The 15,493-nt window shown below is 63.1% G+C and carries 10 protein-coding genes; 5 read left to right on the forward strand and 5 right to left on the reverse strand.

Translation table 11 applies throughout. The annotated features are described in order from the left end of the window. Window positions 1–3: 3 nt before the first annotated feature. Window positions 4–747, forward strand: coding sequence for a phosphate regulon transcriptional regulator PhoB (gene phoB / locus ACFQND_RS04935; RefSeq protein WP_371437785.1), 744 nt, complete (start codon window positions 4–6; stop codon window positions 745–747). Next, window positions 744–2,087 carry a phosphate regulon sensor histidine kinase PhoR gene (phoR, locus tag ACFQND_RS04940; RefSeq protein WP_371437784.1) on the forward strand — a complete coding sequence of 448 codons (1,344 nt, stop codon included), beginning with the start codon at window positions 744–746 and terminating at the stop codon, window positions 2,085–2,087. The genes phoB and phoR overlap by 4 nt, the downstream gene beginning before the upstream one ends. On the opposite strand, the gene ACFQND_RS04945 is transcribed toward phoR, so the two are convergent. The 5 genes from ACFQND_RS04945 to trxA form a co-directional block, all read right to left on the reverse strand. Beyond that, window positions 2,075–3,442 (reverse strand): MATE family efflux transporter, encoded by a 1,368-nt coding sequence (locus tag ACFQND_RS04945; RefSeq protein ID WP_371437783.1) that lies wholly within the window; start codon window positions 3,440–3,442, stop codon window positions 2,075–2,077. The two genes, phoR and ACFQND_RS04945, sit on opposite strands and share 13 nt — an antisense overlap. After that, the gene (locus ACFQND_RS04950) at window positions 3,439–5,250 is read right to left on the reverse strand and encodes a hypothetical protein (protein WP_371437782.1); all 1,812 of its coding nucleotides are present in this window, start codon (window positions 5,248–5,250) and stop codon (window positions 3,439–3,441) included. The genes ACFQND_RS04945 and ACFQND_RS04950 overlap by 4 nt, the downstream gene beginning before the upstream one ends. A gap of 161 nt (window positions 5,251–5,411) precedes the next feature. Next, a complete protein-coding gene (locus ACFQND_RS04955; RefSeq protein ID WP_371437781.1) occupies window positions 5,412–5,693 on the reverse strand; it encodes a type B 50S ribosomal protein L31 in 282 nt (93 codons plus the stop codon). A gap of 209 nt (window positions 5,694–5,902) precedes the next feature. Then, window positions 5,903–7,165, reverse strand: coding sequence for a transcription termination factor Rho (gene rho, locus ACFQND_RS04960; RefSeq protein WP_371437780.1), 1,263 nt, complete (start codon window positions 7,163–7,165; stop codon window positions 5,903–5,905). A gap of 289 nt (window positions 7,166–7,454) precedes the next feature. Further along, window positions 7,455–7,787 (reverse strand): thioredoxin TrxA, encoded by a 333-nt coding sequence (gene trxA / locus ACFQND_RS04965; protein WP_371437779.1) that lies wholly within the window; start codon window positions 7,785–7,787, stop codon window positions 7,455–7,457. A gap of 102 nt (window positions 7,788–7,889) precedes the next feature. Between trxA and ACFQND_RS04970 the strand changes: the two genes are divergently transcribed. The 3 genes from ACFQND_RS04970 (at window position 7,890) to ACFQND_RS04980 (ending at window position 15,447) form a co-directional block, all read left to right on the forward strand. After that, the gene (locus ACFQND_RS04970; protein WP_371437778.1) at window positions 7,890–10,544 is read left to right on the forward strand and encodes a PD-(D/E)XK nuclease family protein; all 2,655 of its coding nucleotides are present in this window, start codon (window positions 7,890–7,892) and stop codon (window positions 10,542–10,544) included. Window positions 10,545–10,628: 84 nt separating this feature from the next. Then, a complete protein-coding gene (locus tag ACFQND_RS04975; protein WP_371437777.1) occupies window positions 10,629–13,910 on the forward strand; it encodes a UvrD-helicase domain-containing protein in 3,282 nt (1,093 codons plus the stop codon). A 178-nt stretch (window positions 13,911–14,088) separates the two neighbouring features. Further along, window positions 14,089–15,447 carry a TIGR03862 family flavoprotein gene (locus ACFQND_RS04980; RefSeq protein WP_371437776.1) on the forward strand — a complete coding sequence of 453 codons (1,359 nt, stop codon included), beginning with the start codon at window positions 14,089–14,091 and terminating at the stop codon, window positions 15,445–15,447. The last annotated feature ends 46 nt before the right edge of the window (window positions 15,448–15,493 follow it).

The following is a 15,493-nucleotide window of genomic DNA, read 5'->3' on the forward strand; positions in this document are numbered from 1 at the left end:
TGAATGAAACACTTGCCACGCGTTTTGATTGTTGAAGACGAGCCGGCCATCGCCGAGCTCATCGCTGTTAACCTGCGGCACGGCGGGTTTGACCCGGTGGTGGCGCAGGACAGCGTCACGGCGCAGCGCGAGCTGGATGCCGTCCTGCCGGATGTGATTCTGCTCGACTGGATGCTGCCGGGGCAAAGCGGTATTGCCCTGGCCCGCCACTGGCGCAAGCAGGCTCGTACCAGGAGCACGCCCATCCTGATGCTGACGGCCCGGGGCGACGAGCCAGACAAGGTTGCCGGCCTGGATGCCGGGGCGGACGATTACATCACCAAGCCGTTTTCCACACAGGAGCTGCTGGCACGCATTCGCGCGGTACTGCGCAGGCGCGCGCCGGAGTCGGTCAATGACAGCGTGACCGTCGGCAGCCTTGTGCTGGACGCGGCAACACACCGCATTTCCTACCAGGGGCAGGAACTGAAACTGGGCCCCACGGAGTTCAAGCTGCTGCATTACCTGATGAAGCATGCCGAGCGTGTGCATAGCCGCAGCGCCTTGCTGGACAAGGTATGGGGTGACCACGTGTTCATTGAAGAGCGTACCGTGGATGTGCACGTCAAGCGCCTCAGGGAGGCGCTGGGTGCTGCGGGGACCATGGTTGAAACCGTTCGCGGGGCGGGCTACCGGCTGACGGCGGTGGTTGCCGTTGCTGCTGGCGCCGCAAACCAGGCAACTGCTCCGGCACAATCCGGAACATGATCAATCGTTGGCTGGTTTTCGCCGCCTGCATGCTTGCTGGCGGCGGTCTTGGCTTTTGGACTGCTTCGAAAGAGGGGGCGATCGCCGGCCTGGTTCTGGCGTCCCTGGTCTGGTTGCTTCTTGACAGCCTCCATGCTGCCCGGCTCCTTAAATGGTTGCGCGCGGAGCAGAGTAACGAGACGCCGGCCGCTATGGCCGGCCAGATGCCCGTCATGCCCGGCATCTGGGGTGAAACTGCTGACAGGACGCGCAGGCTTCTCAAAAACCGCGACCAGCACCTGCTGGAAAGCCAGGCCCGCCTTGACGAGTTCCTGTCGGCCATCCAGGCATCCCCCAGCGGCGTGGTGTTGCTCGATGCCCAGGGGCGCATCGAGTGGTGCAACCAGATGGCGACGCAGCATTTCGGGTTTGATGCCCAGCGCGACGTGATGCAGCACATTGCCAACCTGGTGCGAGAGCCGGCCTTCAGCGCCTACATGGCGCTGGGTGACTTTTCGCATGACGTGGTGATCCCGGGCAGCGCCAGCACACCGGCGCGGCCGGTCAAGCTGTCGGTCCATGTGCACTCGTACGGGAAAAACCGCAAATTGCTGCTGTCGCGCGACATCACGGCGGTTGAACTGGCCGAAGCCATGCGCCGCGATTTTGTGGCCAATGTATCGCATGAAATCCGCACACCGCTGACGGTGTTGTCCGGCTTTATCGAAACCCTGCAAACCTTGCCGCTGAAAGAGCCCGAACGTGCGCGTTACCTGGCGCTGATGGCGCAGCAGTCGCTGCGCATGCAGACGCTGGTGAATGATTTGCTGACGCTGTCGCGGCTTGAGGGCAGCCCGTTTCCGGGCGTCAATGACTGGATGACTACAAGCGCCTTGCTGGTGCAGTGTGAGCAGGAGGCGCGGGCCCTGTCCCCGCTGATTGCCCCGCACGGCCATCAACTGACGTTTGATGCTGGCCCGGCTTGCGAAATCGCGGGCGTGCAAACCGAGCTTTACAGTGCCATGTCCAACCTCGTGACCAACGCCGTGCGTTATACACCGGAGGGCGGCACGGTCCAGGTGAGCTGGACGCTGCTGGATGACGGACGCGGCGAGTTCAGGGTCAAGGACAGCGGGCCGGGCATTGCGCCTGAACATCTGCCGCGCCTGACCGAGCGCTTTTACCGTATCGACCGCAGCCGTTCCCGCGAGACCGGTGGAACCGGCCTGGGCCTGGCCATCGTGAAACATGTGCTCCAGCGGCACGGTGCGGAGCTGCATATCGAGAGCCAGCCAGGTCAGGGCTCTTCGTTCTCCATTATTTTTCCGGCGGCGCGTGTTCGCCGGATTCAGGCGGCCTGACTTCCTTCCGGATTTTTTGGCAGGCTGCGGTGCACTGCGTACCACAGCAATCCCGCCAGGCAGGCGGCCACCAGGCTGAGCGCGATGGTGCTCGCCGTCCAGAAGCTGCCGGCTGACTGCGTGGCGAGGGTGCCCGCCAGGCCGACATAGGCCATCTGGTAACCGCCGTAAAGACCCAGTCCCCAGAGCAGTACGCCATAAAGTGCCAGCGGTGCAATCGTGATGCGGTAGCAGCGCAGCAGAAATGCGCACAGGGCCTGGGTGGCATCAGCCACGTGATAAAACGCCACCCATACCAGCAGCGAAGATGCCAGGGCAACGATTTCGGGGTTGGCTGAGTACCAGCCGGCCAGTAGCCTTCCTGCTATTGAAACAATAGCTGCCAGCGCAATCGCCACAAGGACTGTGATCTTTGTACCCAATAAAACAGCGCGTTTTGCATACTCCGGTTTGCCGGCGCCCAGCCAGAACGAGACACGTGCGCTGCAGGCTATGGCCATGGACAGCGGCATCATGTACAGCACCGCCGCCACACTGGCCGCGATCTGATGGCTGGCCGAGGCGACGGTGCCCAGCCGGGCGATGAACAGGGCCATCAGGGTAAAGGACGTGACTTCCACGAGGTAGGCCAGGCCGCCGGGAATGCCCAGCCTGGCAAAATTGCCGATTTGCCGCCAGTCCGGCCGCTCCATGGCGCGCCAGACGCGAAAAGGCTTGTACAGGGTTTGTGTGCGCAGCATCACGATGGCCAGTGCCAGCAGCAGGTAGTTGACCACCAACGTGGCCCAGGCGCAGCCGACGGCGCCCATGGGTTCCACGCCGCCGCCGCCCGCCACCAGCCAGATCGACAGCGGGATCTTTACCGCCAGCGCGCCCACCTGCAGCCAGGTGACGAGCAGCGGCCGGCCCAGTGACTGGTTGAAGGTGCTGTAGACGCGGAACAGCAGGGAAGGCGCGAAGGCAAAGGCCAGCACGGCCAGGTAGCGCTGCACCTCATCGCGCATGAGCTCGGGGACTTGCGCCCAGCGCAGCAGGGCGCCGGGAAACAGCATGGGAAGCATGCCGGCCACAGTGATAAAACCGCATAGATAAAGGCTTTGCCGCAGTGATTGCCCGACCGCCTCATGCCTGCGGGCACCCAGCATCTCGGCCCAGATCGGCAGCAGGGCCTGCACGATGCCGATCAGGCCAACATAAACACTGACATAGAGTGCCGAGCCCACCGACAGGGCAGCCAGGGCTGCATCGCTGTAGCGGCCCGCAATGACGGTATCGGCGACACCGAAGGCCATCACGGCCAACTGGCCGACCAGCACGGTGCCGGCATGCTGGCTGATGACTTTAAGTTCGCTCACGGGCGGTGGCGCGTGCTGGCAGGCCTGGAGGTTCCTGTTGCCTTGGCCGGGGTGCCTGCCGCCGGTTGACCGGCTACGCTGACCCGCTTGAACAGCAACACGTTTTCATTTCTGTCCGTGGGCCTGCGTATGGTGGCCTGGAAAGCCCAGTCGGGCAGGGAGACGGTGTCGCCGAGGCCGGGCTGGGCGTCCGCGTCCACGATCAGGTAAGGACATACCGCTTGCGAGCTCGCCTCGCGCAGCTCGAGGTGGCCGTGGTACTGCAGGGCCGCAGCTTGCGCGCTTCCTATGCCGTGGATTTCGACGCAGGCGTCTTTGTCCACCATGCGGGCAATCTGGCGTGAGATGGGCGCATAGCTGCGTGCATAGTCAAGCAGGGGCAGCCAGAGTGTCATCAGGAGCAGCCAGCAGAGTGTTGCACCGCCAGCGGGCAGGACCAGTGATTTCCAGATGGCTGCCCGGTGTGCGCCGGCACGCCACTTCACCAGCCAGGCCCACGCCAGTGTGGCGCAGGCGGCGGCCAGGAATGCAAACCACGAAAAGCTGGGTTCAAAGCCGGGTGCGAGTCTGGCCACATTGGCAGCCGGTTGCTTGGGCACGCCGGTTTGCATCGCAATCCAGACGACCCAGATGATGAGGCCGCAACCCGTGAAAAAGAGCAGGGTGAACCAGTCGATCAGCGATGCCACGCTGCGCTTGAAGGTGGGCAGGGCGAATGCCGCCAGCGCGGCCATCGCGGGCAGGCCGAGCAGCAGGCTGCGGTCGGCGGCTGGCGTGGTCAGTGTCGCGCCAACGGCCGTTGCCGCAAACCACAGCGGCAAGGCGACGTGGCGGCTTGCCAGCTGCCTGCGCCAGCGCCACAGCGTCCAAAGGGCCAGCGGCCATGCCGGCCAGGTAAACCACAGCAGCAGGCGCCCCAGCTTGCGCCAGTCTGTCCAGGCCGACTGCTCGCCGGTTCCGGGCAGGTGAATGCGCCACTGCCACAAGCCCAGTTCGTAAGCCAGTCCGCTGACAAAAAGGGTGATGCCGGCAATCAGCAATACCCACTGCCAGGACCTCCGTTTGCTGCCTGCATCAAGCTGGCCTGAGCCCGCGCTGCTGCCCCAGCGCATGTGGGTCCACTCCACGAATGTTCCGCCCAGTCCGAGCAAGAGCGCCACTGTAGGGGCGCCGCTCAGGGCAAGCCCGGCCAGACCAACAAACAGGCCCAGGGACGGGCCGAAAACCTTGGTTGCGCGGCGGTAGGGGCTGGCCGCCATGGCGTAAAACACCAGCGCGGTAAAACCCAGCTGCGCCAGTGCCGGCGTGGTTTCATGGGACAGCTGAGCCAGCCCCAGGCAGGCAATCAGCGCCAGCACGCCGGCATCGGCCATGGCCCGTGCATAGTCCACGGGACTGGCTTCACCGCCGAAGGCAAAGGCGACGGGCTGGGCTTGCGGGCTGCGGGCCAGGTAATAAACGGCGTACCAGGTTGCCAGCAGCGTAAGCACCAGCAGCAGGCCGAAAGGAATACGCACGGCAAAAGCCGGGTCCAGGGAGGGCAGGCACTTGATGGCAATGGCGCCCAGCCAGTAAGGTGCCAGTGCATCAAACCCGTTGGCCTGGCCTAGCAATTGGGGTGCGAGCCAGTTGCCCGGATTGGAGGCCAGCTCGCGTATGACACCGAACGTGGCGATATCTTCATTCTTCCAGGGGGAGCGCCCGAAAAAACCGGGCAGCACGTAGGCCAGGCAAAACAGCAGCAGAGCCAGCCGCGGAAGGCGGCGGACGGCAGACTGGGCAATGATGGCTGGAGAAGGCTTGTTCAAAACGGCGTGATGATCAGAAAAAGCGGTAACAGCAGTCGTGTGGCGTGAACGTGGCGCTGGCTTTTACGCTACAGCGATACGTGATCGCTGTTTTAGCCGAAAAAAAAGCAGCCTGAAATTCAGGCTGCTTTTTTGCAAACAGGCGAAATGGTATTCGCAGTTTACTCGGCAGCTGCTGGAGCGGCCTCTTTGGCTGCGGTCTTGCCGAAGCGGTTGCGGAATTTCTCAACGCGACCACCCATGTTGTCCACGGATTTTTGTGTGCCGGTGTAGAAGGGGTGCGATTCGCTGGACGTATCGAGCTTGTACAGTGGCAATTCGCGACCGTCTTCCATTTTCACCATTTCTTTGGTGTTCACGCAGGAGCGGGTCACAAACTTGAAGCCGTTGGACAAGTCCAGAAAACAGACTTCGCGGTAGTTGGGGTGAATGCCTTCTTTCATGATCTTTCCTTTTTCGTTGCGGTAGCCACACAAGCCAGTCCTGGGCACTTTCCGCTAAGCCCGCCATTATGGCATGAAATCAACTACTTAGCGTGATTCGAGGCCGAATTTTTCAAGCCGGGGCCGCGGAACCGGCTTAGCCGGGCTGCAGGCGCAGCGGCCCCCTCGGGGGCAGGGCGCTACACGAAGTGAGCAACCGTGGGGGCCAATCAGCCGCCCCGACGCATCATGTCGAAGAACTCGTGGTTGTTCTTGGTTGCCTTCATGTTCTTGAGCATCAGCTCCATGGACTCGATTTCGTCCATGTTGTACATGAATTGACGCAAGATACGCGATTTTTGCAGGATTTCCGGGGCCAGCAGCAGTTCTTCCTTGCGGGTGCCGCTGCGGTTCAGGTGGATTGCCGGGAACACGCGTTTTTCGTAAAGGCGGCGGTCTAGGTGGATTTCGCAGTTGCCGGTGCCCTTGAATTCTTCAAAGATCACCTCATCCATGCGGCTGCCGGTATCGACCAGCGCGGTGCCGATGATGGTCAGGCTGCCGCCTTCCTCGATCTTGCGGGCTGCACCGAAGAAACGCTTGGGGCGCTGCAGGGCGTTGGCATCGACACCGCCGGTCAACACTTTGCCCGACGAAGGCAGCACATTGTTGTAGGCACGGGCCAGGCGGGTGATGGAGTCCAGCAAAATGACCACGTCCTTGCCGAGTTCGACCAGGCGCTTGGCACGTTCGATCACCATTTCAGCCACATGCACGTGGCGGGCGGCGGGCTCGTCAAAGGTTGACGAGATCACTTCGCCGCGCACGCTGCGCTGCATTTCGGTTACTTCTTCCGGGCGCTCATCGACCAGCAACACCATCATGACCACTTCCGGGTAGTTGGCGGTGATGGCGTGGGCGATATGCTGCATCATCACGGTCTTGCCGGACTTGGGCGGCGCCACCAGCAGGGCGCGCTGGCCTTTGCCTATGGGGGCGATGATGTCGATGATGCGGCTGGTCAGGTTTTCTTCACCCTTGATGTCGCGTTCGAGCTTGAACTGCTCGCGCGGGAACAGCGGCGTCAGGTTCTCGAACATCACCTTGTGCTTGTTGTCTTCCGGTGCGCCGTCATTGACCTTGTCGAGCTTGTTCAGTGCAAAGTAGCGCTCGCCGTCTTTCGGGGTGCGCACTTCGCCTTCGATCATGTCGCCGGTGTGCAGGTTGAAACGGCGGATCTGGCTCGGGCTGATGTAGATGTCGTCGGTAGACGCGGTATAGCTGGAGTCAGGTGCGCGCAAAAAGCCGAAGCCGTCGGGCAACACTTCCAGCACGCCGTCGGCGACTATGGTTTCCCCGGTTTTGGCGCGCTTTTTGATGATGGCAAACATCAGTTCCTGCTTGCGCATGCGGCCGACGTTTTCAATCTCGAGAGCTTCAGCCTGCTTGTGGACTTCAGACACGTGCAGTGCCTTGAGTTCGTTTAAGTGCATGGATTTACCTGCGTAGGGATGACTCCTTGCGGAGCTCATTTATAAAAACGGGGGAGGTTTGAAAGGAAGCCGGACAGAGGAAAGAAGGCTTCACAAACCGGGAACTCGAACCTGCTGGCAATGACCAACTGGCGAATATTTTGGATTATGACAGGAAATGCGGGGGGTTCGTGCGTCCATGTCGATGGACAAGATCTGCGGGGAATCGGCGCCGGAGGTTTTGCGCTTTGGCTTTGCCGTGGATCGGCAGGGTTGCGTCAGGGGCGTCACGCCCCCGACGTACGGGAAATCAAACCAGTTGCTGGTCGATAAATGCGGTGAGTTGCGCCTTGCTCATGGCGCCGACTTTGGTGGCGGCAAGCTGGCCGTCCTTGAAGAGCATCAGGGTAGGGATGCCGCGGATGCCGAACTTGGCGGGGATGTCGCGGTTTTCATCGACATTCATCTTGGCGATCTGCAGCTTGCCTTCATAGCCGGTGGCAACTTCGTCCAGGATGGGGGCAATCATTTTGCAGGGGCCGCACCATTCGGCCCAGTAGTCCACCAGCACGGGCTGGGCCGACTTCAGTACATCGGCTTCAAATGTTGCATCAGTGGTATGTTTGATCAGTTCGCTGGCCATGACGGCTCCTTTTTGGAAGGGGTTGCAAGATACGGCTAAAGTTCTGGGCATTGTGTCAGAAACCAAGTCCCCCCGTCGGCTATACCAGTGCTTCCGTTAACTATGACCCTGATAGCCAACACCGATAAAACCCCCATTTCAAGTGCAGTGCAGGCATTTCACCCTGGTGATGAATGCTGGGCGCAGGTCATGGCGCAACTGGCTGCGGTGTTGCGCGACCGAGGTGTCCACCCTTCGCTGGCGGTGGTGCTGGTGCCCTATGCGCAGCTGATGCAGCAGGCGAAACTTGCCTGGTCCGCCCATGCTGCGCGTGCCGGCGCCATGGCTGCTTTTGTTCCGCGTTTTGAAACCACCATGAACTGGGCGACCAGTCTCGGGGCGGGCGAGGGCGGGTTTGCGCCGTCGGCCGATGACATCCGGCTTGATGCTGCGATCGACGTGCTGACTGCTGCGGCCTTGCTGGAACGTGCAGGCTTGGGAGCCCAGCAAGGTACGCTGGCCGGGCGCCTGGTGGAGTCGGCATGGTCGCTCGCCCGCGTGGCTTCGGCGCAGGCACCTGAGCAGCGCCTGGCCTGGGGCGCGCGGCTGGCGGCCCAGCTTGGGGTCGGCATGGAGTCGCCGGCGCTGGCGCTTGAACTGGCCGTGGCCCGCATAGCGCTGGTCTGGGCGTCGACATCGGCGTATCCCTCTGACGTGCTGTTCACCGCGCCGGCAGACCTGCTGGTGGTGCTGGAGGGTTTCCAGTCCGAGCCGTTGGCGGGAGCGCTTAAAACCCGTTTTGGTGAGCGGGCGGTTTCGCTGCGGATGGATGCCCCCGCGCTTCCCGGCGCGCTGTCGCTGCATGCCGCACAGGACGCCGAGGACGAAGCCCATCGCGCCGCCGCCTGTGTGATGGCGCAACTGGCGCAGGGGCGCAAGCCGGTGGCACTGATTGCGCAGGACCGCGTGCTGACGCGTCGCATCCGCGCCATGCTGGCCGAGCGCGGTGTGGCCCTGCGTGATGAAACCGGCTGGAAGTTGTCCACCACGCGCGCTGCCGCCACCTTGATGAGCCTGCTGCGCGCACTGCCCTGGGATGCGTCTGCCGATGCCGTGCTCGACTGGCTTAAAAACGCGCCGGCGTTTGAGGCTGAAAACGTGACCCGGCTGGAAATCGAGTTGCGAAAGATCGGCGTGCGCTTCTGGCGCGCCTTGCCGGCGGAGTCTCCGGGCATCCAGCCCGTGGCAGCGCTGGTGCAGCCCCTGCGTGAGGGCTTGCAGAAACCCCGGCCGCTGCCCAACTGGCTGCGTGACCTGCGGGCGGCCCTGCAGGCAGCGGGTCAGTGGCACCCCATGGCGGCAGATGCTGCCGGTGCTGCGGTGTGTGAGGCGCTGCGCCTGGATGAGGGCAGCGAGCTGGTGTTGCCGGCCGTGCGCATGAGCCTGCCGGACTTCACGGCCTGGATCAACCAGACGCTCGAGGCCGTGAGTTTTTCGCCTGTGCATCCGGCCCAGGCGCAGGTGGTGATTTTGCCGCTCAGCCAATTGTTGGGCCGGCCCATGCAGGCGGTGGTCTTGCCCGGCTGTGATGAGGTCCGCCTTGCTGTCTCGCCAGAACCACCGGGCATGTGGACGCCGGCACAGCGTGAGCTGTTGGGCCTGCCTTCACGTGAGGAACTGAGCGCAGCGCAGCGCTCAGCCTGGCAATACGCGTTGCACATGCCGCATATCGATGTGCTCTGGCGCACCAGCGAGGCCGGCGAAAGGCTGATGCCCAGCGGTTTTGTGCAGGAGATACTGCTTCGGCATGCCAACGCGGGCGTTGGGGCGGGTGCTGAACATTCAGCGCCCGATCCGCGTGTCCAACGTGAGCTGGCTCTTCTTCCCACCCGGCACCCGATGCCGACCGGCGAGGCCTTGCCCGTTACCCGTCTCTCGGCCAGCGCCTATGAGGACCTGCGGCGTTGCCCTTACCGGTTTTTTGCACTGCGCCAGCTCAAGTTGCAGGAGTCCGACGAACTGGAAAGCGAACTGGGCAAGCGCGACTTCGGCAACTGGTTGCATACGCTGTTGAATCACTTCCATGAAGCATTGAAAAAAGCCCCCGCGCTTGTCGCTTCGCGTACTACGCTGCCCCCCGAGGGGGCGGATTCGCCTTGGGGCGGCCCGGCGGCGAATCATGCCTCAGCCACCGATATACCTGCACGGTTAGCTATGATTAATATAGCGGCCGAACAGGCCGCAACTGAACTTGGCCTGACCGACAGCGAGTTTTTACCGTTTGCCGCGATCTGGCCGCGTGTGCGTGACGGCTACCTGGAATGGCTGACAGCGCATGAAGCCACAGGGGCGCAGTTTGTCGAAGGTGAGGTCTGGAAGGACATGCCGTTGGGCGACATCTCTCTGATCGGCAAGATAGACCGCATAGACCAGATGCCGGACGGCAGCCGCATCGTGATGGACTACAAAACCGAGGCGAGCGGCACCACCAGGGAGCGCATCAAGGACGGCCAGGAAGACACACAGCTGGCTTTTTACGCCGCATTGCTGGCCGACGACACCCTGGCTGCGGCCTATATCAACCTGGGCGAAAAAGAGCCAACCCGGACTTATGAACAAAGCGATATCGTGCACCTGCGTGATGAACTGATAGGCGGCATCCTGAATGACATGTCCCGTATCGCCAAGGCCGCACCGTTGCCCGCGCTCGGGGAAGGCAAAGCCTGCGAATACTGTTCAGCTCGCGGGCTGTGCCGGAAAGATTTTTGGAATGAATAAAGCCCCCACGCTTGTCACTTCGTGTACTTCGCTGCCTACCGAGGGGGCTGTGCTTGCTTGGGGCGGCCCTGCGCGGCGCACCTTATGAACGCCGCCTACGAACACAACGGCCAACCGGTTTCCGCCGAGGCGTTTTACGCCATCGCCTGCGACCCGCGCCGCAGCGTGGCGGTGGAGGCCTGTGCCGGTGCCGGAAAAACCTGGATGCTGGTTTCGCGCATGCTGCGGGCGCTGCTCGAAGTTGACGGCAAGCAGGTGCAAGTCCAGCCGCATGAAATCCTGGCGATTACCTTCACCAAAAAAGCCGCGGGCGAGATGCGCGAACGGCTTTATGAGTGGCTTGAAGCCTTCGCCCACGCCGACGACGAAACCCTGCGCCAGGAACTGGTCATGCGCGGTGTTTTAAGCCAAAAGGGCCCGCAGTCACCGCCACAGCTGCGCGAGCAGCTATCAAATTTATACCAGCGGGTGCTGGCCGGCGGCCGCCCCGTGCAGATTCGCACTTTCCACAGCTGGTTTGCCGCCTTGCTGCGCAGCGCGCCCATGGCGACCCTGCAGCAACTGGGCCTGCCGGTGAATTACGAACTGCTGGAAGACGACGGTCCGGCCAAGGCGCTGGTCTGGCGGCGCTTTTATGCTGCGCTGGCAGCTGATCCTGCGCTCAAGACTGATTTTGAAACCGTGGTGCTGGCCCATGGCCGTTTCCAGGCCGACAAGGCCTTGCACGGCGCTCTGGACAAACGTACGGAATTTGCGCTGGCGGATGCAGATGGCGTGGTGGATGTATCTGTGCAGCATTTCAGCCTGCAGTTTGTCGAATTTGCCGGCTTGGGCCATCCCGACGAGGTATTGCTCGCCCATCCAGCCAGCCGGCAGTTGCTGGTGGCTGCGGCGGGCGCCCTCGGCAGGGCGTCGGCGCCCACGTTTTCCGCCAAGGGCGTGGAACTGGAGAGGGCGCTGACAGGCGGCGATATGGCCGGCGTGCTGGCCGCGCTGCTGACTGAAAAAGGCACGCCGCGCAAGTTCGGCGAAAAAATCGTTGGCATTGCCACCGTGCGAGAGGCGCAGGATCTGGCGCTGCGCATTGCCGAGGCCAGAAACCAGCACGAAGCCTGGGATTACCAGCAGCGCATGGCGCGGCTGGCGCGGGTGCTGCTCGCCGAGTTCACGGCGCTCAAGCGTGAGCGCGGCTGGGTGGACATGAACGATGTCGAGCGCGCCGCGCAGATCATGCTGGGTGACCCGGTGTTGTCCGGCTGGGTGCAGGAGCGGCTGGATGCGCGCATACGCCATTTGATGATTGACGAGTTCCAGGACACCAACCCGTTGCAGTGGCAGGCGCTGTCCTCGTGGCTGGGCGCCTATTCGGGAAGCGGGGGCGGCGCCGGCCAGGCGCCCAGCGTGTTTATCGTCGGCGACCCGAAACAAAGCATTTACCGCTTCCGCCGGGCAGAGCCGCAGGTGTTTGTGGCCGCGCAGGCCTTTGTCCGCGACGGGCTGGGCGGCGATCTGCTGGCCTGCGATCACACGCGGCGCAACAGCGCGGCAGTGATCACAACCGTCAACGCCGTGATGGGCCTGGCGCGCGAGAACGACGGGTATGAAGGTTTTCGCGAGCACACCAGCGCGTCAGAAGCGCCGGGCAGTGTGATCCGCCTGCCGCCTGTTCCACGCGACACCGCAAGCGAGGATTCGGCCAGGGAAGCCGGCTGGCGCGACAGCCTGAGTACACCGCGTGAGCTGCCTGAAGAAACCTTGCGCACGCTGGAAGCTCGTCAGGCGGCCGCGTGGATAGCGGATCGGCTCGCCGACGGTTTGAAACCATCCAATGTCATGGTGCTTTCCCGCAAGCGCGCAGGCCTGCTGCCCTTGCAGGATGAGTTGCGCGCGCTGCATATACCGGCGCAGGTGGGCGAAAAAACCGAACTGATTGACTGCTGCGAAGTGCTGGATATCGTCGCCTTGCTGGATGCTCTGGTGTCGCCGCAGCACGACCTGTCATTGGCCCGGGCCTTGCGCTCGCCGCTGTTTGGCGCGGGTGACGATGCGCTGGTGCAGATCGCCCTTGCCAAAGGCGAGTCGAAGTTTTCGTGGTTTGATGTGCTACAAAAATCAGAGCTGGCTGCGCCCGTGTTTGTGGGGCTGGCGGCCAAATTGATCAAGTACAAGGGCTGGGTTGACAGCCTGCCGCCGCACGATGCGCTGCAGGCGATTTACCACGATGGCGATGTGCTGGCGAGGTTTGCAGCCGCTGCGCCAACGGCCAGCCGCGGCACGGTGCTCGCCAACCTGCGTGCCCTGCTGGGCGTGGCGCTGCAGCTGGATGGCGGCCGCTATGCCACGCCTTATGCCTTTGTGCGTGCGCTCAAGGCCGGCGGGCTGCAGGCGCCGGCGGCAGTCAATCCCGACGCGGTGCGCCTGCTGACGATTCATGGCGCCAAGGGGCTGGAAGCCGAGGCCGTGCTGCTGCTGGACACCGACACGGTGGAGCGCAATGCCGACAGCATGAGCGTGCTGGTGGATTGGCCTGGCGAGGCGGCCACGCCGCAAAAATTTGTGTTCCTGGTCAGCGAAAGCCGGCCGCCTGCGTGTGTCAGGGAAGCCTTGGCAACAGAGCAGGCCGCTCGCCAGCGCGAAGAACTCAACGCCCTGTACGTGGCTTTGACCCGTGCACGCGGCACGCTGGTGGTGTCGTCGATTGAGCCGCACCGTGAAACCACACACAGCTGGTGGCAGCGCCTGCATTCGCTGGCTGCCGAATCGCCAGCGCCTGCTGCGGGCCATATGCCTGTCAGCGATATGGCTGATCCACAGTTGTTTGAGTTGCCTGAACTTCCCGAGCTGCCGGTAGCGGCCAGGCTGGTTATGACTGTTACTGATACGCGGCCTCCCGTTGCGGACGATACGCCCGCTGCCCGCCTGGGCAAGGCCATGCACAGGCTAATGGAATGGGATGCTGCCTCATGGACAGCTGAGCGGCAGGCCGCAGCCACCGCGAACGTGGCCCGCGAGTTTGGCCTCCGCCCCACGCAGGTCGCCGAAGCCCTGGCCATGGCCCGCCGTATCCGCAATGGCGAAGCTGCATGGGCCTGGGACGAAAAGGTGGTCGGCTGGCAGGGCAATGAGGTCGAACTGGTCCATGCCGGACAGACCCTCAGGCTGGACAGGCTGGTGCAGCGCAAGGATGCCGGTCATGCGGGCCACTGGTGGGTGCTGGATTACAAGTCGGCCAGCGAGCCGTTGCGCCAGCCCGGTCTGGTGGCGCAGTTGCAGGCCTACAGGGCGGCGCTGCGGGCGATTTACCCGGGTGAAGCGGTTAAGGCCGCCTTCCTTACGGCGGCGGGCGCGCTGGTAGAGGTGGACTGAACGGCGCAGGAGGTGGCTGGCCTGTGATAATCGGGCTTGCCCGCAAATCGGCTTGAGGTCTGTACATTCCGCAGATTTCAGGCCTTTTTGCATTCCGGCCCCCGTGTGACGGGTGCAGCCAGCTATCAAAAACAGAGCAAAATGGCTTTTCAGCCAGCTTGCGCAGACGGAACCTCCCTTGATCAACGCCCCGACTTCATCGCAACCTTTTCGTATTGCCGTTATCGGCGGTGGGCCGGCGGGCCTGATGGCGGCCGAGGTGCTGGCCGGTGCGGGCAGCGCCGTCACGGTGCAGGTTTATGACGCCATGCCTTCGGTGGGGCGCAAGTTTTTGCTGGCAGGCAAGGGCGGCCTCAACCTGACACATTCCGAGGATTTTGAGCCATTTATGGGCCGCTACGGCGAGCGCCGGGCCAATCTCGAACCGTTGCTGGCAAGTTTTGGTGCGCCCCAATTGCGCGCCTGGGCTGAAGCGCTGGGTGTGGAAACCTTTGTCGGCAGCTCGGGCCGGGTGTTTCCCAAGGACATGAAAGCCGCACCATTGCTGCGTGCCTGGCTGCAGCGTTTGCGCAATGCCGGCGTGAAGTTTTTCATGCGGCATCGCTGGCTGGGTTGGGCTGATGATGGCGCGCTGAAGTTTTCAACCCCGGCCGGCGAACTGCTGGTGCAGGCCGATGCCGTGGTGCTGGCCCTGGGTGGTGGCAGCTGGGCACGCCTGGGTTCGGACGGCGCCTGGGTGCCGTTGCTGGCGGCGCGTGGTGTGCCGATGGCACCGCTTCAGCCGTCCAACTGCGGGTTTGACGTGGCCGCAAGCCGCCCGACTGAAAGTGCGGCGGCGCCGCTGGAAACCCGCCGCGAGTTTTTAAAGGAGCTGGTGGGCAAGGGCGAAGCCGGCGTTGGCTGGACAGAGCACTTCAAAAGCCGTTTTGCGGGCCAGCCCTTTAAATCTGTCGCCATCAGCTTCAGCGACTCGCAGGGGCGCAGCTTCAGCCGCAAGGGCGAGTTTGTCGCCACCGCCACCGGCGTCGAGGGCAGCCTGGTGTACGCCGCTTCCAGCCTGCTGCGCGATGAAATCAACGCCAAAGGCCAGGCGACGTTCCTGCTGGATCTGCTTCCCGGCAAATCAGCCGAGCAGGTGCTGGTCGAGGTACGCCATCCGCGCGGCTCGCGTTCATTGTCCAGCCATCTCAAGAGCCGCCTGAGCCTGGACGGCATCAAGGCGGCCATGCTGCATGAACTGCTTGACAGGGATGCCATCAACGACCCGGTCAGGCTGGCCCATGCCATCAAGGCACTTCCGGTCACGCTGGTTGCCGCCCGGCCCCTTGATGAGGCCATCAGCAGCGCAGGGGGCGTGAAGTTTGAGGCCATGGATGCCGGCCTGCAGCTTAAAACCCTGCAGGGCCTGGCCTGCCCGGTGTTCTGCGCCGGGGAAATGCTTGACTGGGAGGCGCCTACGGGCGGTTATCTGCTCACGGCCTGCCTGGCCAGCGGGCGTGCAGCCGGGCAGGGTGTTTTGGGCTATTTCCGTCTGTAGCCGCCGGATGGCGGGCGCAGGCAGCTATTGATTCAGTAGCGCCGTG

It is taken from the genome of Polaromonas aquatica (assembly GCF_042659145.1).
GTDB lineage: Bacteria > Pseudomonadota > Gammaproteobacteria > Burkholderiales > Burkholderiaceae_C > Polaromonas > Polaromonas aquatica.